We start from the raw sequence: 22,772 nt of genomic DNA on the forward strand, positions 1-22,772 counted from the left end.
CCATGACGACACCCATCATCGAAGTTCGCAATCTCGTTAAACATTTCGGCCCCGTCATAGCGTTGAACGGCGTCTCGCTGAGTGTCGAGCCGGGGCAGGTCCATTGCCTGCTTGGCGACAATGGTGCCGGTAAATCAACGCTGATCAAGACGCTTTCTGGCGTGCACAAGCCGACCAGCGGCGACTTTCTGGTCGAAGGAAAGCCCGTCACCTTCAACAGTCCGCGCGATGCGCTCGATCATGGGATTGCGACAGTTTATCAGGATCTTGCGATGATCCCGCTAATGTCGGTCATGCGGAATTTCTTTCTGGGACGGGAACCGACCAAGGGCATCGGCCCAATACGCTGGTTCGATACGCAGCAGGCGGAAGAAGTTACGCGTGAGGAGATGCGCAAGATCGGGATCGATGTCCGTGACCCGCAGCAGGCTGTCGGAACGCTTTCCGGCGGTGAGCGGCAGTGTGTGGCGATTGCCCGCGCCGTCTACTTCGGCGCGAAAGTGCTGATCCTCGATGAACCGACCTCCGCGCTGGGGGTCCGGCAAACGGCGATGGTTCTCAAATACATCAATCTGGTGCGCTCACGCGGGCTGGGTGTGATCTTCATTACGCACAATGTCCGTCATGCTCATGCGGTCGGTGACAAATTCACAGTTCTCAATCGCGGGATAACGCTTGGAACGCGAACGAAGAACGATGTGGACATGGACGAATTGCAAAGCCTCATGGCAGGTGGGCAGGAACTCGCCGACCTGACTGCTGAACTGGGCGGTCGGGTCTGACCGGGATTTTCGGAGCGTAGAATGAACGGACAATTCAATGGCAAAGTTGCCGTCATTACCGGAAGCACGCAAGGGCTTGGCGCAGCAACTGCGAAACTGTTTGCAGAGAGAGGCGCCAAAGGTCTCGTTATATGCGGGCGTTCGGTTGAAAAAGGGCTAGCGCAAGTCGATCAGTTAGCAAATCTCGGAGCCAAAGCGGTCTTCGTGCAGGCTGATCTTGAGAAGGTGGAAGACTGCCGCAGGATCGTTTCGGAAGCCGACCGTGTTTTTGGAAGGCTTGACGTTCTCGTAAACGCTGCTGGTTTGACGGATCGGGGCACTATTCTGGATACGAGCCCGGAATTGTTCGACCGTTTGTTTGCGGTGAATACACGAGCGCCATTCTTCCTCATTCAAGAAGCGATAGAGCTGTTCCGGCGCGACAAGATCGAGGGAACGATTGTCAATATTTCTTCGATGTCGTCCATGGGCGGCCAGCCTTTCATTGCAGCCTATTGCGCTTCCAAGGGGGCGTTGGACACACTGACCCGCAACGTAGCCTATTCGGTTTTGCGCAATCGTATTCGCATCAATAGCCTGAATATTGGCTGGATGGCATCAGACGGCGAAGACCGTATCCAACGCGAGTTTCACAATGCGCCGGAGAACTGGCTGGATGAAGCGGCTAAGAGCCAGCCTTTCGGAAGGCTGATTGAACCAGTCGAAGTTGCCCGCGCGATAGTATTTTTGGCTTCGGAAGAATCCGGCTTGATGACTGGCGCTATCGTGAATTTCGATCAATCCATTTGGGGCGCTTACGGTTCATCTCCGCATCCCGATCAGCCGCTTTGAGCGTTTGATAGTATCTGTGTGTTTGAATGAACGGGATAGTAACCGGTTCAATAGCTGAAATGGCGCGGAAGGTATTTCGTTGAAATTACCAATGATTTTTGTGTTGCCGTGTTCGAGTATTGCTTGAGAAAGCCCAAAAATATTGTGAGGAACTTTTACGATCCTGCTTGCGCTTGCAATTTCAGGTAGTTAGAGCATCTGTCTGCCTGACCGATTCAGGCTGTGTGTTTTAAGCAGTTGTTTCAGCCGTATTTACGCGATGTCGAAACCTCCCTTTCGTCAGCGAATTCGTTCTGGCAATGGCTTGCACAGACACCGTTTTAATTTGCGCTGAAAGGACCAGCATCGTGGAGCAGGCAAAGAACGGAACCCGTAAGGGTGGGCGCAAGGCGCTGTGGGCGGCAGTTGCGGTAATCGCTATCGCTGCCGCCGGTTTGACCGGATACAAGATCACACTTGAGAAGACGATCACGTCGCAGCTTGAGAAGCGTGGCGGCAAAGCATCTTCCGTCGAAGCCGACTTTCTCGGACGTATTCATCTGCGCGACGTGACGTTGCCGTTGAAGGATGGCTCCAACGTTCGTATCGCTTCGGTTGACGGTCGCCCCAAGTTTCTGTTCCTGACCGGCATGTTGAATGCGTCGGGCATTGATACGGAGATCGGAAACTACAAGATTTCCATTCCAAGCGTGGCAATCGAAGACGCTAATTTCGATACAGCCATGCTGAAGGATACTTTCGGCAATAGTGGTCTGACGCTGCCGGAACGCGTTGGTCGTTTCTCGGCAAAGCGCCTGACTGCGCAGGAAATCAAGGTTGTCCAGACAGTCGCGAATAACGAACAGAACATCGTCTATAAAGACGTTGCGCTGGAAGATATCAACCTCGGTAAGGTTGCTCGTTATACGGCGGGCGGCACGATTTTCGACTTCACGATCCAAGTGCCGGGTGAAGACGGCGAAAAAGTCACGGACAAGATGACAGGCACCATGGGTGCCGCAGAGGGCAAAGACATTGATGGTGTCTTCCTCGCCCGCCTCTATACCGAAAAGGCAGGCCCGGACGATAAGGAAGCAAAGCCGGTCTATGGCCCGTTTTCGGCGAAGAACATCGTCATGAAGACGAAGGATGCGAACTTCAGCTACGATGAGATTCGCAGCAACGGTTTCACGGCTCGTATGCCCGCCGTACCGTTCACCGAAACCTTGGAGAAGCTCCAGTCTCTCGAAAATGCGGACGAACTTTCACAGGAAGAGACGCGCGAGCTTATTCTTCAGTTGAGTTCCCTGTTCGACACGATCGGTAAGGGCGATGTCGAAATGCTCGGCATGAAGATCGAGCCAACTGATGCATCGAAAGGCAAGGGCGGTATCGAACGCGTCGCAGTTGCTTTCGACAATCAGAAGATGGATGCGACCATCAAAGGCTTGGCCTTCTCCGAAGGTCAGGACTACATGAAGATGGAGGAAGCTTCCTTGAAGGGCTTCTCCTGGGCGACTTCAGTCGAAGCCTTGAAGAAGTTTGCGGCGCTGAATGAGGACGAAGTTGAAAACTTCCCTTTCACGACCATGCTTCCGGAATTCGGCACGCTTCGGGTAGTGGGGATCGACGCCGATCTGCCATACGAAAAGTCTGAAGATGTGGACGCAGGCGAGGAAAATGCGGATGAGGGAGAGCAGGCTGCAACCGAAGAATCGTCGGTTCCTTCGCTGCCTGAACGCATTCAGTTTGCCATGAAGAGCTATGAAGTCGCTCTCAACAAGCCTTACAACGGTATTCCGACCGATGTGCGCGTCGCGTACGAAGACATGTCGATCAAAGTGCCGACACAGGCTGATGACGAATTCTACCAGCAGCTTCGGAAGCTTGGCTATGATAGTCTCACCATGTCTTCAAACTTCGAAGCAAGCTGGGATGAGGCAAATCAGGATCTGATCATCAAGGACATTTCGATCAGCGGTAAGGATATGGGTTCCGTATCCATGTCTGGTTTGATGGGCGGCCTGACGAAGGAATTCTTCTCTGGCGATAAGGTGATGATGCAGGTCGCTCTGCTCGGGCTCAAGGCCAAGCAGGTAAACCTGAAGGTTGAGGAAAAGGGCATTATCGCCAACGCGATCAAAATTTATGCCGAAGAAAAAGATATGTCGGAAGACGAAGTACGCGGCACGATGTCTCTGATGGCTGCAGCCGCTCTGCAAGAGCTGGCAGCGGAGCAGCCACAGTTGCAGGATGTTGCGACGGCGTTTTCGACGTTCCTGGCTAAGCCGAATATTTTCGAGCTGACTGTCAAGTCGAAAGCCGAAAAAGGCATTGGCGCTCTCGAAATGGTAGCTGCATCGCAGGATCCGACCTTGCTGCTCGACAAGGTCGATATCGAAGCCAAGGCGGAATGATCGACTATTCCGCTGATCTGAGCGAAACGCCGGCCTTTGGCCGGCGTTTCTGTAATCAGAGCTTCACCAAAACATTACACAAGGGTCATGCCCTTGATATATAAGGGTCCTAGTAAGCCTCGGAAATAACGAGGCCAACATGACCAGAAAAAATGTCCTGCTTATCGTCGTTGATCAATGGCGAGCAGATTTTATCCCCCACCTGATGCGGGCGGAGGGGTGCGACCCCTTCCTCAAAACTCCCAATCTTGATCGCCTTTGCCGGGAAGGCTTGACCTTCCGCAACCACGTCACAACCTGTGTGCCATGTGGACCAGCAAGGGCAAGCCTGCTTACTGGCCTTTACCTGATGAACCATCGGGCAGTGCAGAACACTGTTCCGCTTGATCAGCGCCATTTGAACCTCGGCAAAGCCCTCCGCGCCATCGGCTATGATCCCGCGCTCATTGGTTACACGACGACGACGCCTGACCCGCGTTCGACGTCCCCAAGAGATCCGCGTTTCACGGTTCTTGGCGATATCATGGACGGGTTTCGCTCAGTGGGCGCATTCGAACCCAATATGGACGGATATTTCGGCTGGGTGGCGCAGAACGGTTTTGAACTGCCGGAGAACCGGGAAGATATCTGGCTGCCAGAAGGTGAGCATTCCGTTCCCGGTGCTACCGACAAACCGTCGCGTATCCCGAAGGAATTCTCGGATTCTACATTCTTCACCGAACGTGCGCTGACATATCTGAAGGGCAGGGACGGCAAGCCCTTCTTCCTGCATCTCGGTTACTACCGCCCGCACCCGCCATTCGTCGCTTCCGCGCCTTATCATGCGATGTACAAGGCCGAAGATATGCCTGCGCCGGTTCGCGCGGAAAGTCCGGACGCCGAAGCGGCACAGCACCCGCTTATGAAGCACTATATCGATCATATCAGGCGTGGTTCGTTTTTCCATGGGGCGGAAGGCTCCGGCGCAACGCTGGACGAAGGCGAGATTCGCCAGATGCGCGCCACCTATTGCGGCCTGATTACGGAAATCGACGATTGTCTGGGGCGGGTCTTCGCTTACCTTGATGAAACTGGTCAGTGGGACGACACACTAATCATCTTCACCAGCGACCATGGCGAGCAGCTCGGCGATCATCATCTGCTCGGCAAGATCGGCTACAACGACGAAAGTTTCCGTATTCCTTTGGTTATAAAGGATGCGGGAGAGAACCGGCACGCTGGCCAGATCGAAGATGGGTTTTCCGAAAGCATCGATGTCATGCCAACCATCCTCGAATGGCTCGGCGGGGAAACGCCGCGCGCTTGCGACGGGCGTTCGCTGCTGCCGTTTCTGGGTGAGGGGAAACCCGCCGACTGGCGCACAGAATTGCATTACGAGTTCGATTTCCGCGACGTCTTCTACGATCAGCCGCAGAACTCGGTACAGCTCTCCCAGGATGATTGCAGCCTCTGTGTGATCGAGGACGAAAACTACAAGTACGTGCATTTTGCGGCCCTGCCGCCGCTGTTCTTCGATTTGAAGGCGGACCCGCACGAATTCAACAACCTGGCTGAAGACCCCGCTTATGCGGCTCTCGTTCGCGACTACGCCCAGAAGGCTTTGTCGTGGCGGCTGTCTCATGCCGACCGGACACTGACCCATTACAGATCCGGCCCGCAAGGGCTGACAACGCGCAACCATTGATCTCAGGAGCAACCAAATGATCAATCTGACCCGACGCGGGATGCTTGGCCTTTCAGCCGGTGCCGCCGGTTCGCTCGTCCTGCCGCGATTTGCAATCGCACAGGCTGACAATCGCCCATCGATCACTATTGCTGTGCAGAAGGTGGCAAACAGCAACACGCTCGACGTTCTTCGCGAACAGTCGAATGTCGGCGAACGCGTTTTCTTTTCCAGTATCTGGGAGGCGTTGATCGACCGCGACTGGCTGGGCGGTCTTTCGGCTGTGCCTGGTCTTGCGACCGAATGGACCCGCATCGATGACAAGACGGTTGAGCTAAAGCTCCGTCAGGGGGTGAAGTTCCACAATGGCGATGAGATGACCGCCGAAGACGTTGCCTTCACTTTTGGCAAGGAGCGCATGTTTGGCGACACGCAACCAGCCGAAGGCAAGACGATTTACGTCACGGAGAAAAATCCGCTCGGTCGTGAAAGCAAGGAACTGCCGCTTGAAGTGCCAGCGACGGCCCGTCGTTCCTGGCCAGCCTTGCTGGGTGTCGAAATTGTCGACAAATACACGGTGCGCTTCAAGAACGGTACGCCAGACGTCACCATGGAAGGCCGTATCTCCCGTTACGGCAGCCAGATTATGAGTCGTCGTGGCTGGGAAGAGTCGCCTAGCTATCTCGACTGGGCGCGCAAGCCGGTTACCACCGGGCCCTACAAGGTTGTCGAGTTCAAGCCGGACAACATGTTGGTGCTCGAAGCTCACGACGAATATTGGGGTGGACGCCCACCGCTGAAGCAAATCCGTTTCATCGAGGTGCCGGAAGTTGCCTCCCGCATCAATGGTCTGCTCTCGGGCGAATATCAGTTTGCCTGCGATATTCCACCGGATCAGATCGAAGGTATCGAAAAGAATGACGCTTTCGAGGTTCAGGGCGGTACGATCCTCAACCACCGTCTAACTGTGTTCGACAAGTTCCATCCGCAGCTGGAAAATCCGTTGGTGCGTCGCGCATTTACCCATGCGATCGACCGTCAGGCGATCGTGGATTCGTTGTGGGCCGGTCGTACGGTCGTTCCGGCTGGTCTCCAGTGGGACTACTATGGCGATATGTTCGTTCAGGGCTGGAGTGTTCCGGAATATAACCCGGATCTCGCCAAGCAGCTTCTGAAGGAAGCCGGTTACAAGGGCGATGCCATCCCTTACCGCCTGCTCAACAACTACTACACGAACCAGACCCCAACCGCGCAGATCCTTGTGGAGATGTGGAACCAGGTGGGGCTGAACGTCGAAATTCAGATGCAGGAAAACTGGCAGCAGGTTCTGGAGAAGAGCCCGGGGCGTGCCGTACGCGACTGGTCCAACTCCGCACCGTTCAACGATCCGGTTTCGTCTATCGTCAGCCAGCATGGTCCGAACGGTCAGCAGCAACAGGTTGGTGAATGGACGAATGAGGAGGCGAACAAGCTTTCCGTCATTATGGAAACGAGCACGGATCACGCCAAGCGCAAGGAAGCATTCAAGCGGATGCTGGAAATCTGCGAACGTGAAGATCCAGCCTACACCGTCCTCCACCAGAACGCGACTTTCACCGCCAAGCCGAAGTCATTGAAGTGGAAGGCGGCGCCCGCTTTCGCGATGGACTTCCGCAAAAACAACTGGGCCTGATCCATTTGTAGAGGCGAGCCCGGTTCAATCGGGCTCGCTTTTCCTTTGGGGTTTCAAACCCCGCGACTGTGAATGAACCAGAAGGATTGCATGATGCCGCTGGTCGAAATTTCCAATCTCAAAGTGGCCTTTGATGGCGTACCGGTTCTGCATGGTATCGACCTTTCGATTGAGCGAGGCGAAGCTGTCGGATTAGTCGGGGAGTCCGGCTGCGGCAAGTCTGTCACCTGGCTGGCAGCGCTCGGTCTCTTGCCGAAAAAGGCGTCGATCTCCGGTAGTGTTCTCCTTGAAGGAACAGAATTGCTGACCGCATCGCGCAGCACGCTCGAAGGTGTTCGGGGTGGCCGTATTGCGATGATCTTTCAGGATCCATCGAGTTCCCTAAATCCGGTTATTCGGGTCGGGCGCCAGATTGAGGAGGCCGTGCGGCTTCATCGCAATTTGAGAGGACCTGCAGCCCGATCAGAAGTTTTGCGATTGATGGAACTGGTGGGAATACCCGATGCCCGTCGCCGCATCGATAATTATCCGCACGAATTTTCCGGTGGCCAGAACCAGCGTTTGATGATTGCCATGGCGCTGGCGGGCAATCCTGATATCCTTATCGCGGATGAGCCCACGACAGCACTTGATGCTACGATTCAGGCTCAAATTCTTGATCTATTGGCTGCATTGCGTGCGGAAACCGGCATGGCTGTGGTCTTTATCAGCCATGATCTTGGTGCAGTGTCGCAAATTTGCGAACGTGTTTCCGTCATGTATGCCGGGCGTATCGTTGAACAGGCCCGGACCGAAGCACTCTTTGCTGCTCCGCGCCATCCTTATACGCACGGCCTGTTCGATTCCATTCCGAACCTTGATAGCGGGCGCAATCGTCTGATCCCCATTGAGGGCACAGTTCCTGAGCCGGGCAAGCTTCCGCAAGGTTGCGCATTTTCGCCACGCTGCTTGAGCGCGAATGATCTCTGCGCGCGAAGCCTCCCCAGACTCGGTGTTCCGCAGGACGATGCCGGTGAGGGGCGTATGGTCGCCTGTTTTCATCCCTATTCGGCCGCGTCGTATTTGCTGCCGTCCATCGGCGGCCATATTTCAACCCCGGCGAGCACAAGGGCAATAGCACAATGACAGCCGCTCTCATCGAAGCTCGCGACCTTGTCAAAACCTACACATCGCGCAAAGGTCCGTTCGCAAAACCGGTCGCGGTGCGCGCGGTCGACGGGCTTTCCATATCGGTCGCTCCGGCGACAACACTGGGCATTGTTGGCGAGTCCGGTTCGGGTAAATCCACGACCGGGCGGCTGCTTCTCGGTCTGGAAGATCCCAGCGAGGGAGAGGTGACGTTTGAAGGTTCAGCCCTACCTCGCCAGAAAACCGCAAGCTGGCGCGCTTTGCGGGCGCGTATGCAGCTTGTCTATCAGGACCCTCTGGCAGCTTTGGACCGACGGTTGCCGATTGGCCGTCAGATTGCTGAGCCACTGGAGATTCACGGAATTGGAATCGCTGCTGAGCAGAAAGCGCGTGTTGCAGAGCTGATGCGAGCGGTCGGCCTTCGTCCCGATCAGGCTTCGCGCTATCCGCATGAGCTTTCAGGCGGGCAGCGCCAGCGTGTCGTCATTGCACGCGCCATCGCATGCAAGCCGCAACTCATTGTTTGCGACGAACCTGTATCGGCGCTGGATGTTTCCATTCAGGCGCAGGTTGTGAATCTTTTGCGCGATTTGCAGGAACGCGAAGGCATCGCCATGGTTTTCATCAGCCATGATCTGAAGGTGGTACGCAATATTTCGGATCGTGTTGCGGTCATGTATCTGGGCCGGATCGTCGAAGAGGCGTCCTCGGACGAGATTTTTGCCAAACCGCTTCACCCCTACACGCAGGCGCTGGTGTCCAGTGTCCCTGTCGTTGGAATTCCTCTCAGTAATCGCATCATCCTGCAGGGAGAGCCGCCGAACCCTGCCGCGCGACCTAATGGCTGTGCGTTTCACCCCCGTTGCCGTTTCGCGGCTCCGCGCTGCAGCAGCGAGACACCTGAACTTCTCGACATGCCAGCGGGACGCAAAGTGGCCTGCCATTTTGCAGGAAGCCTGCAGACGGACAATATTCATGCTTAGATTTTTGATGGTTCGCGGGGTTCGCGCATTTGTGACCATTCTTCTTGTGGTGACATTCGCTTTCGTCGTTTTGCGTATGTCCGGTGATCCGGCCCAGATCATCATGGGACCGGACGCGCCACCGGAAGCGATAGCTGCCTTCCGGAAGAACTGGGGGCTCGATGATCCGCTCTGGCAGCAATATTTGCGCTATTTCGGCGCTATTGTGCGCGGCGATCTTGGGATATCGATGCGCGATGGTCAATCTGCAATCGCACTGGTGACCGAGCGCATTCCCGCGACGCTTCAACTTACGATACCGGCATTGTTGATCAAACTTGGGCTTGGCATTCCGGCCGGAATTTATGCTGCGTTGCATCGCAACAGCTTCATAGACCGGGCTGTCATGGCTACTGCCGTCATCGGCTTCACTTTACCGAGTTTTGTACTTGGCTTGTTGCTCGTGCTGGTGTTCTCGGTTTCGTTGGGCTGGTTGCCCTCGGGCGGGCAGGACAGCTGGATGCATGCCATTCTACCCATAATCACCATGGGGCTCGGCGGCGCGGCCATTCTGGCGCGGTTCTCCCGCAGCGCAATGATCGAGATTCTGGGGCAGCCCTATATTCGCACGGCGAGCGCCAAAGGTGTGTCCTGGCGAAATGTTGTCTGGCGTCATGCACTGCCTAACGCGGCCATTCCGATTGTCACTATCGTCGGATTTATGGTCGGATCGCTGATTGCAGGTGCGGTGGTGGTTGAATCGCTCTTTTCTTGGCCAGGCGTGGGCAGACTGCTCGTGGTTTCGGTAGCCAATCGCGATCTTGCTATCGTGCAATGCATATTGCTTCTCGTGGCCGCGACGATGGTGATCTCCAATTTCATTGTTGATCTTCTCTATGGTTATCTCGATCCGCGTCTGCGTCAGGCGCAGGGCAAGGCGTGAGGCTGAACCGATGACGGATATGACCGCCAATACTGCCACTGTTTCCACGCAACCGAAAAAGAGCCGTAAAAGCATTCCGCTGATGGTTATCATCGGCTTTATCTGGATCGCCGCAATGATCCTGATTGCGCTGACTGCGGACTGGATAAAACCCTACAACATCACAGCCTTTGACCTGAAAAACCGCCTCGCACTGCCGGGGAACGCACAGCATTGGCTGGGTACCGATGAGCTGGGACGTGACGTGCTTTCACGCCTTATCGAATCCATTCGCATTTCGCTGCTCATCGCGTTTGGTGCGACGATCATTTCAGCGGTGTTCGGGACGACACTCGGTTTTCTCGCAGCTTATTTTCGAGGCGCGGTGGAGCAGGTTGTGGTCATGCTGGCTGATTTTCAGGCGGCGTTGCCATTCCTGATTTTGTCTCTTGCCGTGCTGGCATTTTTCGGAAGCTCGCTTCTTTTGCTGACCTGCCTGATGGGCTTCTACGGCTGGGAACGTTATGCCCGTATCGCGCGTGGGCTGGCTGTCTCAGCGAATGCACAGGGTTATGCAGCAGCGGTTACCCAGCTCGGCGCTACGCCGTCGCGAGTGTATCTCAAACACATCCTCCCGAACATTGCTTCAACGCTAATCGTCTCGATGACGCTGACATTCCCGGAGATTATTCTCCTTGAAAGCAGCCTCTCGTTTCTGGGCCTCGGTGTGCAGCCGCCGATGACCAGCCTTGGTAATATGGTTGGTTATGGTCGCGAATATCTCACTCGCGCACCGTGGATCATGCTCGCGCCGTCATTTGTGATCATGTTCACGACGCTGTCGATCAGCTTTGTGGGTGATTGGCTACGCGACAAGCTGGACCCGACCACGAGATAAGACCGGTCACCTTCCAACACTTGGACCTTGCGATTCTGAAAGCGAGTTGTTTAGTGTGAGGCGACAGAATTTTTATAGGAACTGACGTCTTATGTTGAAGAATATCAATCCATTGCTGACCGGCTCGCTGCTCGAGGTTCTTGCCGATATGGGGCACGGAGACGATCTCGTGATTGTTGATGCCAATTATCCGGCGCAGTCCTCTGGTGTCCACGTGCTGGACTTTCCGGGGATCACTGCAACGGATATGGCCGAGGCTGTGTTGTCGCTGTTGCCTTTGGACGATTTTGTCGACAAGCCAGCCGCCGTCATGCAGGCGCCCAATGAAACGCCGGCGATTTTCAAGGAATTTGAATCGGTCATAGAAAAGGCTGAAGGGCGAAAGATTTCCGTCGATCCAGTTGAAAGATTTGCTTTTTATCACCGCGCTCGCGATGCGTTCGCGATCATTCGGACCGGTGAGAAGCGGCTTTATGGCAATATCATTTTCAAGAAGGGTGTCATCCGCTCTTGAACGGTTAAATTGACATCGGTGTATGAAAAACCCGGGCATTGAGCCCGGGTTTTTTTTATTTCAGCTTTATTCCTGTGGCTTCTCTGCCTGATCCTTCATCGAGCCTTTGTGCTCACCACCTTTGTGGTTGCCCATATGATGTGGACCTTTGTGGTGAGAGCCTCTGGCTTGGTGATGCATCTTCGCGGCGCGCATTTCGCTACGATCGATTTTGCCATCCTCATTTCGATCCAGTGCAGCGAATTCCTTCTTGCGCTGATTTTCCACTTCCGCAAGCGTAACCTTGCCATCACCATTGACGTCGAGGCGACGCTCCATGCGGTCAGCTGCCCGGCTCACGATGCGCTTGAGTGCCAGTGCTTCGATTTCGGCGCGAGAAAGTACGCCGTCGCCATCGGTATCGGCGGCCTTGAGGTCATCCATGCGTGAGAATTTATCAAGGTCGACAGGGCCACGCTTGCCCTTCATGTCCTTGTTTGGGGCAACGGCCGTCTCTGCTGCCGGTTTATCAGTATTTGCACTGCTATTTTCTTGTGCCAGTGCGGGTACAGCAAGCAAAGATGTTGCAATTACAGCGATAAATGCGGTCTTCGATTTCATGGCAATTTGACTCCATTACTCTTTACAGGGGCGCCGCTAAAAGGCGTGCGAGTAATGTCTGTCTTTTTAGATGAACCGCATATGAATATGCCAATTAATTATCGGTAATGTATTGGGGAGTGTATGAGCAAACCAGAGCTGAAGCATTCTCCAAAGCGAAAAATCATCCGCAGGCACTGAGACACATATTCGTTCGGGCGAGAAGAATTTTTCTGATCCATCAGGATCAGTTATCAGCGGAAGCGTTTGTTTTCAGAAGAGAAAATGGTGGGTGATGTAGGGATCGAACCTACGACCCGCTGATTAAGAGTCAGCTGCTCTACCAACTGAGCTAATCACCCACTCGCTTTGCCGAGGCAGCGGCCCCGGTGAAGTGAGCGGTTCTATAACGGCCTCTTTTCCACCTGTCCAGCCTCCAACTGCAAAATTTCTGAAAAAAATAACAGCTTGCGTAAAAAGCCCGGAAATGCGGGCCTTCCGAAAATCCATATCTGCGCGTTACCGGTGTCTTTTTCAGGGTATGTGCATTCTGGTTGTGTTTTCTGGTCGCTCTTTTGAGAATCAAAAATGAGAGATTCTTGATTTGATTCATTTTTTCACGTTTTCGGCGTTGTAAGCGGAACCCTGCGGCTCCATATTCGCCGATGCTGGACTAATACGTGCGGTGGGGAGGTTTCGTTCAGGGAGTAGAGTCACGCTGCAAATGTCGCAGCCATGTCATCAATTATTGATGCTTGTCTGAGAAACTACGGCATATAAAAGACTTGATCGGTTGGTAGTGGTTCTGAAGTCACGGACACCGGCGCCGCCCCTAAGATTTGTCAGAGCAAGGCGCTTTATGCACCGGGTTGCCCTTGCCGAAGAAAACAGAAACGGCTCATATCGTTTCAAAATCCGGTTCGCGACATTTGAGGACGGAATGGAAAGTATAATAGGCGATCTCGGACAGTTTATTTCCGATCATCGGGCATGGGCTGGGCCTATCGTGGGCGTTATCGCCTTCGGCGAATCTCTCGCCATTATAGGAATGTTCATTCCAGCTACGCCGATCATGATCGCTATTGGCGGCCTCGTGGGTGCCGGAATCATCGAACCCATTCCCGTTATAATCGGTGCGATTATCGGCGCAGTGATTGGCGATATCATCTCCTATTTCCTGGGCTGGTGGCTGGGCCGCAATATTATTCACAAGTGGCCGCTCAACAAGCACCGCAGCGGTGTGGCGCGTGCACGCCTTCTCTTCCGTCGCTATGGTTTTTCTGCAGTGTTCCTTGGTCGTTTCTTCGGCCCCGTGCGCTGTACCGTGCCGATGGTTGCCGGTATGATGTCTATGGATCAGACGCGCTTCCAGACAGCCAATGTCCTCTCCGCGCTTGTATGGGCTCCGCTGATGTTCCTTCCGGGCTGGCTGGCAGGTCGTGGAGCAGGCGTTTTCGCCAGAATGGATGGCGATCACATGTTCTGGTTCGTGATCGGAATCACTATCGTCACCATCATTGCGACGGTTATCGGTGTGCGCTTTTTCAAAGCTCGTCCACGTCGGGAGCGTAAGCGCCGCGTTCAGGTCTCTCCAGCCGAATAATCGACCTCTTGTGCTACAGGCTTCGGTCTGCATAATAACAGACCATATGTTCCATGTGGCAACCGGTGTGGCTGAGGATTCAGGCCTCGCGACACCTCATATAAGGTTCATCGCGCTTTATGCCCGACGACAGTTCTGACGATTCGTCTTCTCGAAGTCCGAATTCCCCGGAGGGGTGTTCGGGCTTCCAGCGCATTGAACAATTCCCGATAGACTGCGCCCGGAAGAGACTGGACTGCACAAATGCAGCCCGGTCACAAAGCTGTTGCGACGAATTTCCCAATTTCCATTTCTGCTGATCTTTAAAGGAGCCGACACATCATGGACTGGTCCATGGACTGGATTGCCGACCCCAATGCCTGGATAGGTTTGGTGACATTGGTGGTGCTCGAGATTGTTCTCGGTATCGACAATCTCGTCTTTATTGCCATTCTGGCCGACAAACTGCCCCCACACCAACGTAATCGCGCGCGACTTATCGGCCTTACTCTGGCTCTTTTGATGCGTCTGGTGTTGCTGGCGTCGATTTCCTGGATCGTCACCCTCCGTGAGCCATTGGTTTCGCTGATGGGAATGTCTTTCTCGGGCCGAGACATCATCATGCTAATTGGTGGTCTGTTTCTCCTTGCCAAGGGCACGATGGAGCTGCATGAGCGGCTGGAGGGTGATCATGGGCCTAAGAGTTCCAAGGTCGTACATGCTGTGTTCTGGCAGGTGATCGTTCAGATTGTCGTGCTTGATGCCGTGTTCTCGCTGGATAGTGTCATCACGGCTGTGGGCATGGTTCAGCATCTGCCGGTCATGATGATTGCTGTCATTATCGCCATCGGCGTGATGATGCTTGCTTCCAAGCCGCTGATGGATTTTGTCAACAAACACCCCACCGTTGTCATCCTGTGTCTTGGCTTCCTGATGATGATCGGTTTCAGTCTGGTCGTGGAGGGTTTCGGCTTCCATATTCCAAAGGGATATCTTTATGCGGCGATCGGCTTCTCGGTGTTGATCGAAGCGGCCAACCAGATGTCGCGACACAATCGCGAAAAGCTGGTCACGACCAACGATCTGCGAGAGCGCACTGCGGGTGCCGTCCTGCGTCTACTCGGTGGCAGTCGCGGCGAAAGCCCGCTTTCCGACACGGTTGACGTGATTGCCCAGCAGACAGCGGCCAGTGATGTCTTCCTGCCGGAAGAAAAGGAAATGATCCGCGGCGTTCTTGATCTGGCTGATCGACCTGTGCGTTCCATCATGTCGCCGCGCAACGAGATCGAGTGGCTTGACCTCGATGAAGACGAAGCAGAACTTGATGCGGCCATTCGGGAGCTGTCACATTCTCGCGTCATCGTCGCGCGCCGTCAGGTGGACGAGTTCATCGGTGTGGCGTTGGTCCGGGACCTTTTGCTCGACATTGGTGACAAGAAGCCTGTCGACTGGGACAAGATCGTAAAGCAGCCGCTTGTCGTGCATGAAAATGCAAACGTGCTGCGCGTTATGGAGCAGTTGCGTAATTCACCTGTCCAGATCGCAGTCGTCGTCGATGAGCATGGCTCTTTCGAAGGTGTCGTGACGCCGACCGACGTTCTGGAAGCCATTGCTGGTGAGTTCCCGGATGAAGACGAAGAGGCGGCTGTCGCGCAGTCGGACGGGCAGGGTGGTTATCTTGTAGACGGCTTTACCGATATTCGCCGGTTAAGCGGCCTTCTGGAACGCGACCTTCTGGATGACGGTGACCGTTATACTACCCTTGCTGGCTATGTTCTCTGGCATCTCGGACACCTGCCTTTGGGTGGAGAAAGCTTCGTTGCCGATGGCCTGGAGTTCAAGATTGAGTCGATGAATGGTCGTCATATCGGCAAGGTACGCATTGTCCCCTCATCCGACTATGAGGTTTAACAGGAATGAATTTGCGGGTTGTTTGGTCTGGCTCGCAAATTATTTCACGCAGTTAACTCCGATAAAATAAGTGGGTTATTGACAAAAGCCGAGAAGCCTTCAAAATTAACCTATCGTTCATTGTTGCGGCGAAAACGCGATGATATTTGAGCGTAAGGCAATGAGGAGGCCAGGCATGAAGCGAACCGTTCAGCTGCTCGCTACGAAAATGAAGAATACGGTTTTGCGTGTTCCGGGCTTTCTGGAGCGGCCTTGGAGTGAGATGAAGTTGAATGCGGAAGAGATTGCAGCCCGCCGCCGTAGTCGGCTGGAGCGTGGCGAGCATAACTTTCTCTGGTGCTGGCAGCATCGCGGTTTCTGGTAAGTCCAGAGTCTAAGAAAGTTATGAAGGCAGGAGACGGAGGTCTCCTGCCTTTTTGCATTTCATTTTATGGTTTCGCTCCTGATGAGAATTATTTTCTCACGCCAGCATGAGGTTTGGGTACGGGTTCCATGAATGGCGATAAAAGTAGTTTATATATTTAAATCAATGATTTAGATTGATTTTGTCTCTTCTCTCGTTAGATTTGTTTTCCGAAAACAATCCAGTTTAGAGCGCTTTTCGCAAACAGCGTGGTGGGGATGGGTCTAATGAGAAAAATTATTCTATATGCGGCGGTAGCCCTCGGTCTCGGCTCTGCACCGGTTCAGGCACAGGAGCCGAAGGAAATACTCAATGTTTCCTATGACATTGCGCGGGAACTCTACGAACAGGTCAATCAAGCCTTCATCGCTGACTGGAAGACCAAGACCGGCGAGGACTTGACCGTCAATCAATCCCATGCTGGCTCCTCCAAGCAGGCGCGTTCTATTCTGGAAGGGCTTGAGGCGGACGTGGTGACCTTCAATCAGGTGACCGACGTTCAGGTCCTCCATGACAAGGGTAATCTGATTCCCGCGGACTGGCAGAAGCGGCTTCCTAACAACTCCTCGCCTTACTATTCGCTCCCTGCATTCCTCGTTCGTGAGGGCAATCCGAAGAACATCAAGAATTGGGACGATCTGGCGCGTGACGATGTGAAGGTGATCTTCCCGAACCCAAAGACCTCAGGCAATGCGCGCTATACTTTTCTTGCTGCGACGGCTTACGCGAACGAGGCGTTCAAGGGTGATCAGGCGAAGGTACACGAGTTCATCGGAAAGATTTTCAAGAATGTTCCCGTCTTCGATACAGGCGGACGTGGAGCAACGACGACTTTTGCCGAACGTGGCATTGGCGACGTGCTGGTGACGTTTGAAGCTGAAACACGCGGGACTGAGAAAGTTCTCGGACCGGACAAGTATGATGTTGTTGTCCCAGAAGTCAGTCTGCTGGCGGAGTTTCCCGTTACGGTCGTCGACAAGGTGGTAGACAAGCGTGGATCGCGCAAGACAGCGGAAGCCTATCTGAACTATCTCTATTCACCGGAAGGTCAGGAAATTCTGGCTCAGAACTTCAACCGTGTGCACGACAAGGATGTCATTGCAAAGCACAAGGACATCTATCCTGATGTGCGTCTCGTGACGGTTGAAGATGCTTTCGGTGGCTGGGAGAAGGTGCAGAAGGAACATTTCGCCGAAGGCGGAGTGCTCGATCAGCTCTTCACTGGTAAGTAAACAGAGCCAACTGGCGATCCCTAACGGGATCGCCTTGCTTTTTGGAAAAATCCAGTGGCGCTTCTAAGCATGAAACGTAATTCTGTGCTGCCGGGGTTCGGACTGACCCTCGGCTGCACTTTGCTTTATCTGGCTGTTATCGTGGCCTTGCCACTGCTGGCCATGATTCTGAAAACGGCAAGTCTTGGCTGGAGTGACTTCTGGAGCATTGTGACTTCAGATCGGGCGCTAGCGACCTATAAGATCACCCTGAGCGCAGCCGCAGTGGCCACCGTTTTTAACGGCTTGTTCGGTCTTCTGCTGGCTTGGGTACTGACGCGATATGAATTTCCCGGCAAACGTCTGATCGATGCCGCCGTCGATCTTCCTTTCGCGCTGCCGACTGCCATAGCCGGTCTGGCATTGGTGACGCTATTTGCCCAAAATGGCTGGTTTGGACGGTTCCTTGAACCGATCGGGATAAAGGTTGCTTATGCGCCGCTCGGCATCATGATCGCGATGTTTTTCACCAGCATCCCGTTCGTTATCCGCACGGTTCAGCCGGTGCTTGAAGATATGAGTGCTGATGTGGAAGAAGCTGCCCGCAGCCTTGGGGCCAGCTCCTGGCAGACATTCTCACACATTATCTGGCCGACCATCTTTCCAGCTTTCCTTGCAGGCTCGTCGCTTTCCTTTGCCCGCAGCCTCGGTGAGTTTGGTTCGATTGTCTTTATCTCTGGCAATCTCCCCTTTGAAACCGAAGTGACGTCGTTGCTCGTTTTCATCCGACTCGACGAGTATGACTATCCTGCGGCCGCTGCACTTGCATTCGTGATGCTCGTTACGGCTTTCGTGATGCTTCTTGTGACCAATCTCATTCAAGCAAGGCAGCTTCGTTATGCCGAACGCTAGCGCAAGCCTGCAGGCACGAAATTCCGGACCGGTGCGCAATCTGTTGATCTGGCTGGCGGCTGGCTTGTCGGTGGTCTGCATTGGAGCGCCTCTGGCCATTATCTTCTCCTACGCATTCAGCAAGGGCGTCGATGTCTTCTTCGGTGAAATATTGAAGCCTGATACATTGCATGCGGTCTGGCTGACCATTCTCACAGCAATCGTCGTGGTGCCGATCAATATGGCGTTCGGTGTTTGTGTTGCTTGGCTTGTAACCAAGTTCCGTTTTCCGGGGCGGCGGTTGCTGATCACTTTCGTTGAGATACCGTTTTCAGTCTCGCCCATCGTGGCCGGTGTGACCTATCTCTTCCTGTATGGATCGCAAGGTTTGCTGGGGCCATTGCTGGAAACTTATGACATCAAGGTGATGTTTACGGTTCCGGCGATCTTCCTTGTCAGTCTCTTCGTCACTTCACCTTTCGTGGCGCGTGAACTGATTCCGCTGATGGAAGTGCAGGGGAGCGATGAAGAAGAAGCGGCTCTGACGCTTGGCGCCAATGCCTGGCAAACCTTCTTCTATGTCACCTTGCCCAATATCAAATGGGCTTTGCTCTATGGTGCGGTGCTTTGCAATGCGCGCGTGATGGGAGAGTTTGGGGCAACGTCGGTCGTTTCGGGTGCAATCCGAGGCAAGACCAATACGCTGCCGCTTCAGGTGGAACTACTGTTCAATGACTATAATGTCGCTGGTGCATTCGCTGCGGCTTCGACGCTCGCTTTGATCGCTCTTCTGACGCTCGTCTTGAAGGTTCTGCTTGAACGCAGGCAAGGTGCTTAAATACAAAAGAGCTGGAGCGGTTCCATTTTGACTGGAACCGCTCTCACGGTCACGCTGCTTGGGAAAGCGTGTTGGCTACCGGTTCTCTGTGAAGAGAGGATGCAAGGATAATCCCTTCCGGCCAGCGACTGAAACCACTTGCTACGTTGATATGGCCGGCATGGCCGAGATCGACAAATCCCGATCCCCAAACGTGCGAAAGGGCTTCAGCTTTGGCAAAGCTCATATATTCATCGTTGCGGCTTGCCACGACGATGGAAGGGAAGCCCAGCTCATGGCGCGGCAGCGGGGCAAAGCTCTGGAAACGGCTGTCCTTGCGGGCCATAGTTTCCGCGTCGGCAGGTGCAACGAGAAGGGCGCCCGCCACATGTGCTGCTGACGGTCGGCTGGCCAGATGTGCGACCAGTGCGCAGCCGAGACTATGGGCGACCAGAACGGCGCCCGGATTTTCGGCGAGTTTGGCTTCGAGTGCGTGCATCCAGTCGGATAGCACCGGATAGTGCCAGTCGTCCTGTTCGACGAGCAATGCTGACGGATCGTCATGCAACCATTGGCGCTGCCAGTGGCCTGCTTCCGATCCCTTGTAGCCGGGGATGATCAATGTCGCAGGCATGCGTTTTTCCTCTTGGATAAAGCCTTGGGAGGGCGTTTAATTTCGCAATTCGTTCCGTTTGCGAAACTGGTTCCAAGATAGGCGGCCATGGCCGCCATTTTAAGGAAAACAAATTCAAATTATGGCGGGTTTTGTAAAAAATATGCTCCGTCGTTATCTGCTTCTATTTTCTCTGTTTATCGTTCCAGCGCAGGAGAAACTGGGATTTCTCGAAGACCAGCACGACCACAAGCGACATCGCGAACGGGATAAGCAGGTAGAGCAGACGGAAGACGATCAGCGCAGCCAGAACATCAGCCTGATTCATATCCGGCAAGCCAGTCAGGAAAACGAGTTCCAGAACACCAAGGCCGCCCGGTGCGTGCGATATCAGGGCTGCAGAGAATGAGACCAGGAAGATGCCAAGAACAATGAGGAAACCGGGATTGCCGGCCTCTGGCAAGGCAAAATAAATGATACCCGCGGCACCGATCAGCTCCAGCGGTGCGACGATGAGCTGCTGCACCACAACCGACAGCCGCGGATATTCCAGACGGAAACTGCCGATCTGAAGCGGGCGCAGGCGCAGCCAGCTACCGAAGACATAAAGCAGTACGAATGCCAGCATCAAAAGCGCAATGACGATGGAGACGGTTGGTGTCAGTTCCTCGTTGAAGCGCATGAGAATATGCGGCTCCAGCAGGAGAACGACGCTGGAAGTAATGACAACACCAAGAATGAATGTGAATGAACAGAAAGCGATGAGGACGGCGATTTCGCTGCCGGGCATGCCTTGAGAAGAATATGCCCTGTAACGCACGACCGCACCGGAGACGACTGAAGCGCCAATATTGTGCGACAGCGCGTAGGTGGTGAAGGAGCAAAGCGCGATAAACAGCCAGGAAATCTTGCGTCTGAGGTGCAGCAGCGCGATGCGATCATAACCAGCAAGCGAACTGTAGGCCAGAAGTGCTGAAGCCGCCGCGAGTGCCCAATGATGGGCGCGGATGGCGTAAAGACTGTCCAGAACATCATCGAGCGAAATGCTGCGAAGTTCGCGATAGAGAAGCCAAGCCGAAATACCGACTGCGCAAATACCCACGACCGGCCAGATGTAATCCTTTGCTTTCATCAACCGGTCACCATGCCTTCATGCTTCATATCATCCCCTTTTTTGCCCATGATATCGGTCGACCCATCTCCCGATACTATCCCTAATGCGTCGGCCTGAAATTCGTTTTCCTCTGAAACGGTTTCGGTATTTTTCCTCTTGATCTCAGTTCCGATTGCCTTTGCCATGGCTGCTGCGATTTCTTCTTCTCCCAGAATGACGAAATCTGCGCCAAGATCATGCAAATATTGTGCTTCTGCCTTTGAACAGGCCCGCACGACGATGCTGATTTCCGGATTGGAGGCTCTGGCCAATGCCGTCACCCGCCCAGCCTCGAAAGCGTTGGGTATTGCAATAACCAGGTTTCGAGCCGTTACCGGACTGGCCGCCTTCAGTATATCTGAATCCGAGGCGTTCCCTGTAATAACCTGGATGCCTTTATCCTTGAGCGAGGCGCTGACTTTCGACGAATCCTCAATGACGAGAAAAGGCGTCTCTGCCTGCAATCCTGCTGCGATCCTTTCGCCGATCTGGCCGTAACCAACGATAATCGTGTGTGCGGTCAGTAAAGTCTGCGGCAATGGCTCGGGCTCGGAAATACTGAGTTCGGCACTGGTGTTATCACCGGCTGACGTTTCGCCTTTGCTTCGCTTTTCGATCCATGGTCGCATCCGTTCCGCGACAATGAACATGACCGGATTGAGGAAAATCGAGAGGATTGCGCCTGCGAGAATGAGGTCGCGTCCGGCTGGCGGGAGGAGATTTAGGCTGACGCCCAATCCCGCAAGAATGAAGGAGAACTCACCAATCTGCGCAAGGCTCGCCGAAATGGTGAGCGCTGTGCTGACAGGGCGACGGAAGGCGCGCACGATGAAGAATGCTGCGACCGATTTACCGATCAGAATGATGGCGAGCGTTCCGAGCAGGGGCAGCGGATCTCGAAGTAGACTCATCGGGTCGAACAACATGCCGACAGAGATGAAGAACAGCACTGCGAAAGCGTCGCGCAAGGGGAGGGACTCCTCCGCGGCTCGATGGCTGAGTTCGGATTCGCTCATCACCATGCCGGCGAAGAATGCGCCCAATGCGAAGGAAACGCCAAACAGATGGGCTGCGCCGAAAGCGACGCCCAGCGCAATCGCGAGCACACCAAGACGAAACAGTTCGCGAGAGCCGGTCTGAGCCACGACGTTCAGAAGCCACGGTATGACCTTACGCCCGACTATGAGCATCAGGGCGACAAACAGAACAACCTTGGCAATGGTGAGAAGGATGATGCCGCCAATGCCGAGGCCAAGCCATGAAACGATAGGATCACTCGCTGCTGAGCCTTCTGCACGGCCGGTTACACTGGCGACTGCTGGAAGCAACACCAGTGCCATGACCATGGCAAGGTCTTCGACGATCAGCCAGCCTACTGCGATGCGTCCACGTTCGGTGTCGATCAGGCGGCGCTCTTGCATGGCGCGCAACAGGACGACGGTACTGGCGGTCGAAAGTGCGAGGCCAAAAACCAGACCTGCCTGTACATCCCATCCAAGGGCGAGCCCAAGGCCCGTGCCGAGGGCTGCGGCTGCTGCAATCTGCGCGAGCGCGCCGGGTACTGCTATGGCTTTGACGGAAAGAAGATCTTTGAGGGAAAAGTGCAGGCCGACGCCGAACATCAGCAGGATGACGCCAATTTCGGCTAGCTGCAGAATCAGATCCTGATCAGCGACGAATCCGGGCGTGTGCGGGCCAGCAATGACACCAGCCAGAAGATAGCCGACGAGGGGGGAGATTTTCAGGCGGGTGGCTATCGCACCGAAGATGAAGGCCAGGCATAACCCGATGACGATTGTCGCTATCAAAGGCGTGTCATGGGGCATCAGGTGCCTTCCCCCTCT

General features: G+C 54.4%; 20 protein-coding genes and 1 tRNA gene. 16 read left to right on the top strand and 5 right to left on the bottom strand.

The features are described from left to right. Positions 1-2: 2 nt before the first annotated feature. From FG152_RS19010 to FG152_RS19055, 10 genes are all read left to right on the top strand, one after another. The gene (locus tag FG152_RS19010) at positions 3-782 is read left to right on the top strand and encodes an ATP-binding cassette domain-containing protein (protein WP_010659800.1); all 780 of its coding nucleotides are present in this window, start codon (positions 3-5) and stop codon (positions 780-782) included. Positions 783-803: 21 nt separating this feature from the next. Beyond that, positions 804-1,613, top strand: a complete 810-nt coding sequence (locus tag FG152_RS19015) for an SDR family oxidoreductase (protein ID WP_010659801.1) — start codon at positions 804-806, stop codon at positions 1,611-1,613. 347 nt (positions 1,614-1,960) lie between these two features. Further along, positions 1,961-4,009 (top strand): aq_1923 C-terminal domain, encoded by a 2,049-nt coding sequence (locus FG152_RS19020; RefSeq protein WP_010659802.1) that lies wholly within the window; start codon positions 1,961-1,963, stop codon positions 4,007-4,009. A gap of 139 nt (positions 4,010-4,148) precedes the next feature. Next, the gene (gene pehA, locus FG152_RS19025) at positions 4,149-5,693 is read left to right on the top strand and encodes a phosphoric/sulfuric ester hydrolase PehA (protein ID WP_029376076.1); all 1,545 of its coding nucleotides are present in this window, start codon (positions 4,149-4,151) and stop codon (positions 5,691-5,693) included. A gap of 16 nt (positions 5,694-5,709) precedes the next feature. Further along, the gene (locus FG152_RS19030) at positions 5,710-7,344 is read left to right on the top strand and encodes an ABC transporter substrate-binding protein (protein ID WP_010659805.1); all 1,635 of its coding nucleotides are present in this window, start codon (positions 5,710-5,712) and stop codon (positions 7,342-7,344) included. A 90-nt stretch (positions 7,345-7,434) separates the two neighbouring features. Beyond that, positions 7,435-8,469: an ABC transporter ATP-binding protein gene (locus FG152_RS19035; RefSeq protein WP_010659806.1), complete on the top strand. Its 1,035-nt coding sequence runs from the start codon at positions 7,435-7,437 to the stop codon at positions 8,467-8,469. After that, on the top strand, positions 8,466-9,455 hold the full coding sequence (locus tag FG152_RS19040) for an ABC transporter ATP-binding protein (protein WP_498987975.1): 990 nt from the start codon (positions 8,466-8,468) through the stop codon (positions 9,453-9,455). Before FG152_RS19035 ends, FG152_RS19040 begins: the two co-directional genes overlap by 4 nt. Continuing rightward, positions 9,448-10,377, top strand: coding sequence for an ABC transporter permease (locus FG152_RS19045; protein WP_010659808.1), 930 nt, complete (start codon positions 9,448-9,450; stop codon positions 10,375-10,377). The genes FG152_RS19040 and FG152_RS19045 overlap by 8 nt, the downstream gene beginning before the upstream one ends. 10 nt (positions 10,378-10,387) lie before the next feature. Beyond that, entirely contained in the window at positions 10,388-11,254 is an 867-nt protein-coding gene (locus tag FG152_RS19050) for an ABC transporter permease (protein WP_010659809.1), read from the top strand. A gap of 91 nt (positions 11,255-11,345) precedes the next feature. Further along, a complete protein-coding gene (locus tag FG152_RS19055; RefSeq protein ID WP_010659810.1) occupies positions 11,346-11,768 on the top strand; it encodes an RbsD/FucU family protein in 423 nt (140 codons plus the stop codon). Positions 11,769-11,834: 66 nt separating this feature from the next. Here the strand turns inward: FG152_RS19055 and FG152_RS19060 are convergent, their stop codons facing one another. Continuing rightward, positions 11,835-12,368, bottom strand: coding sequence for an EF-hand domain-containing protein (locus FG152_RS19060; protein WP_010659811.1), 534 nt, complete (start codon positions 12,366-12,368; stop codon positions 11,835-11,837). A gap of 265 nt (positions 12,369-12,633) precedes the next feature. Next, a tRNA-Lys gene (locus tag FG152_RS19065) sits at positions 12,634-12,709 on the bottom strand. Between the two features lie 578 nt (positions 12,710-13,287). On the opposite strand from FG152_RS19065, the gene FG152_RS19070 reads away from it, so the two are divergent. The 6 genes from FG152_RS19070 (at position 13,288) to cysW (ending at position 19,183) form a co-directional block, all read left to right on the top strand. Further along, the gene (locus FG152_RS19070) at positions 13,288-13,950 is read left to right on the top strand and encodes a DedA family protein (protein ID WP_010659812.1); all 663 of its coding nucleotides are present in this window, start codon (positions 13,288-13,290) and stop codon (positions 13,948-13,950) included. Between the two features lie 321 nt (positions 13,951-14,271). After that, positions 14,272-15,840: a TerC family protein gene (locus tag FG152_RS19075; RefSeq protein WP_010659813.1), complete on the top strand. Its 1,569-nt coding sequence runs from the start codon at positions 14,272-14,274 to the stop codon at positions 15,838-15,840. A 175-nt stretch (positions 15,841-16,015) separates the two neighbouring features. Then, positions 16,016-16,204: a hypothetical protein gene (locus tag FG152_RS19080; protein WP_010659814.1), complete on the top strand. Its 189-nt coding sequence runs from the start codon at positions 16,016-16,018 to the stop codon at positions 16,202-16,204. A gap of 266 nt (positions 16,205-16,470) precedes the next feature. After that, positions 16,471-17,475, top strand: coding sequence for a sulfate ABC transporter substrate-binding protein (locus FG152_RS19085; RefSeq protein WP_498987980.1), 1,005 nt, complete (start codon positions 16,471-16,473; stop codon positions 17,473-17,475). Positions 17,476-17,544: 69 nt separating this feature from the next. Further along, a complete protein-coding gene (gene cysT / locus FG152_RS19090) occupies positions 17,545-18,366 on the top strand; it encodes a sulfate ABC transporter permease subunit CysT (protein WP_010659816.1) in 822 nt (273 codons plus the stop codon). Further along, positions 18,353-19,183 carry a sulfate ABC transporter permease subunit CysW gene (gene cysW, locus FG152_RS19095; protein ID WP_010659817.1) on the top strand — a complete coding sequence of 277 codons (831 nt, stop codon included), beginning with the start codon at positions 18,353-18,355 and terminating at the stop codon, positions 19,181-19,183. Before cysT ends, cysW begins: the two co-directional genes overlap by 14 nt. Positions 19,184-19,232: 49 nt before the next feature. Here cysW and FG152_RS19100 read toward each other — a convergent pair whose 3' ends face one another. The 3 genes from FG152_RS19100 to ybaL all read right to left on the bottom strand — a co-directional run bounded on the left by FG152_RS19100 (position 19,233) and on the right by ybaL (position 22,754). Further along, on the bottom strand, positions 19,233-19,796 hold the full coding sequence (locus FG152_RS19100) for an alpha/beta hydrolase (RefSeq protein ID WP_010659818.1): 564 nt from the start codon (positions 19,794-19,796) through the stop codon (positions 19,233-19,235). A gap of 163 nt (positions 19,797-19,959) precedes the next feature. Further along, positions 19,960-20,907 carry a lysylphosphatidylglycerol synthase domain-containing protein gene (locus FG152_RS19105; protein WP_010659819.1) on the bottom strand — a complete coding sequence of 316 codons (948 nt, stop codon included), beginning with the start codon at positions 20,905-20,907 and terminating at the stop codon, positions 19,960-19,962. Further along, positions 20,907-22,754: a YbaL family putative K(+) efflux transporter gene (ybaL, locus tag FG152_RS19110; RefSeq protein ID WP_010659820.1), complete on the bottom strand. Its 1,848-nt coding sequence runs from the start codon at positions 22,752-22,754 to the stop codon at positions 20,907-20,909. Before ybaL ends, FG152_RS19105 begins: the two co-directional genes overlap by 1 nt. Positions 22,755-22,772: the final 18 nt, after the last annotated feature.

The sequence above is a fragment of the Ochrobactrum sp. XJ1 genome (assembly GCF_024701725.1).
GTDB lineage: Bacteria > Pseudomonadota > Alphaproteobacteria > Rhizobiales > Rhizobiaceae > Brucella > Brucella anthropi.

What these genes read in the sequence shown, in the direction of transcription:
- FG152_RS19040 (WP_498987975.1), top strand. Translation starts at nt 8,466, where the DNA reads ATGACAGCCGCTCTCATCGAAGCTCGCGACCTTGTCAAAACCTACACA.
- FG152_RS19075 (WP_010659813.1), top strand. Translation starts at nt 14,272, where the DNA reads ATGGACTGGTCCATGGACTGGATTGCCGACCCCAATGCCTGGATAGGT.
- FG152_RS19085 (WP_498987980.1), top strand. Translation starts at nt 16,471, where the DNA reads ATGAGAAAAATTATTCTATATGCGGCGGTAGCCCTCGGTCTCGGCTCT.
- FG152_RS19100 (WP_010659818.1), bottom strand. Translation starts at nt 19,796, where the DNA reads ATGCCTGCGACATTGATCATCCCCGGCTACAAGGGATCGGAAGCAGGC.
- ybaL (WP_010659820.1), bottom strand. Translation starts at nt 22,754, where the DNA reads ATGCCCCATGACACGCCTTTGATAGCGACAATCGTCATCGGGTTATGC.
- FG152_RS19105 (WP_010659819.1), bottom strand. Translation starts at nt 20,907, where the DNA reads ATGAAAGCAAAGGATTACATCTGGCCGGTCGTGGGTATTTGCGCAGTC.
- FG152_RS19050 (WP_010659809.1), top strand. Translation starts at nt 10,388, where the DNA reads ATGACGGATATGACCGCCAATACTGCCACTGTTTCCACGCAACCGAAA.
- cysW (WP_010659817.1), top strand. Translation starts at nt 18,353, where the DNA reads ATGCCGAACGCTAGCGCAAGCCTGCAGGCACGAAATTCCGGACCGGTG.
- FG152_RS19060 (WP_010659811.1), bottom strand. Translation starts at nt 12,368, where the DNA reads ATGAAATCGAAGACCGCATTTATCGCTGTAATTGCAACATCTTTGCTT.
- FG152_RS19070 (WP_010659812.1), top strand. Translation starts at nt 13,288, where the DNA reads ATGGAAAGTATAATAGGCGATCTCGGACAGTTTATTTCCGATCATCGG.
- FG152_RS19015 (WP_010659801.1), top strand. Translation starts at nt 804, where the DNA reads ATGAACGGACAATTCAATGGCAAAGTTGCCGTCATTACCGGAAGCACG.
- FG152_RS19080 (WP_010659814.1), top strand. Translation starts at nt 16,016, where the DNA reads ATGAAGCGAACCGTTCAGCTGCTCGCTACGAAAATGAAGAATACGGTT.
- cysT (WP_010659816.1), top strand. Translation starts at nt 17,545, where the DNA reads ATGAAACGTAATTCTGTGCTGCCGGGGTTCGGACTGACCCTCGGCTGC.
- pehA (WP_029376076.1), top strand. Translation starts at nt 4,149, where the DNA reads ATGACCAGAAAAAATGTCCTGCTTATCGTCGTTGATCAATGGCGAGCA.
- FG152_RS19055 (WP_010659810.1), top strand. Translation starts at nt 11,346, where the DNA reads ATGTTGAAGAATATCAATCCATTGCTGACCGGCTCGCTGCTCGAGGTT.
- FG152_RS19030 (WP_010659805.1), top strand. Translation starts at nt 5,710, where the DNA reads ATGATCAATCTGACCCGACGCGGGATGCTTGGCCTTTCAGCCGGTGCC.
- FG152_RS19010 (WP_010659800.1), top strand. Translation starts at nt 3, where the DNA reads ATGACGACACCCATCATCGAAGTTCGCAATCTCGTTAAACATTTCGGC.
- FG152_RS19035 (WP_010659806.1), top strand. Translation starts at nt 7,435, where the DNA reads ATGATGCCGCTGGTCGAAATTTCCAATCTCAAAGTGGCCTTTGATGGC.
- FG152_RS19045 (WP_010659808.1), top strand. Translation starts at nt 9,448, where the DNA reads ATGCTTAGATTTTTGATGGTTCGCGGGGTTCGCGCATTTGTGACCATT.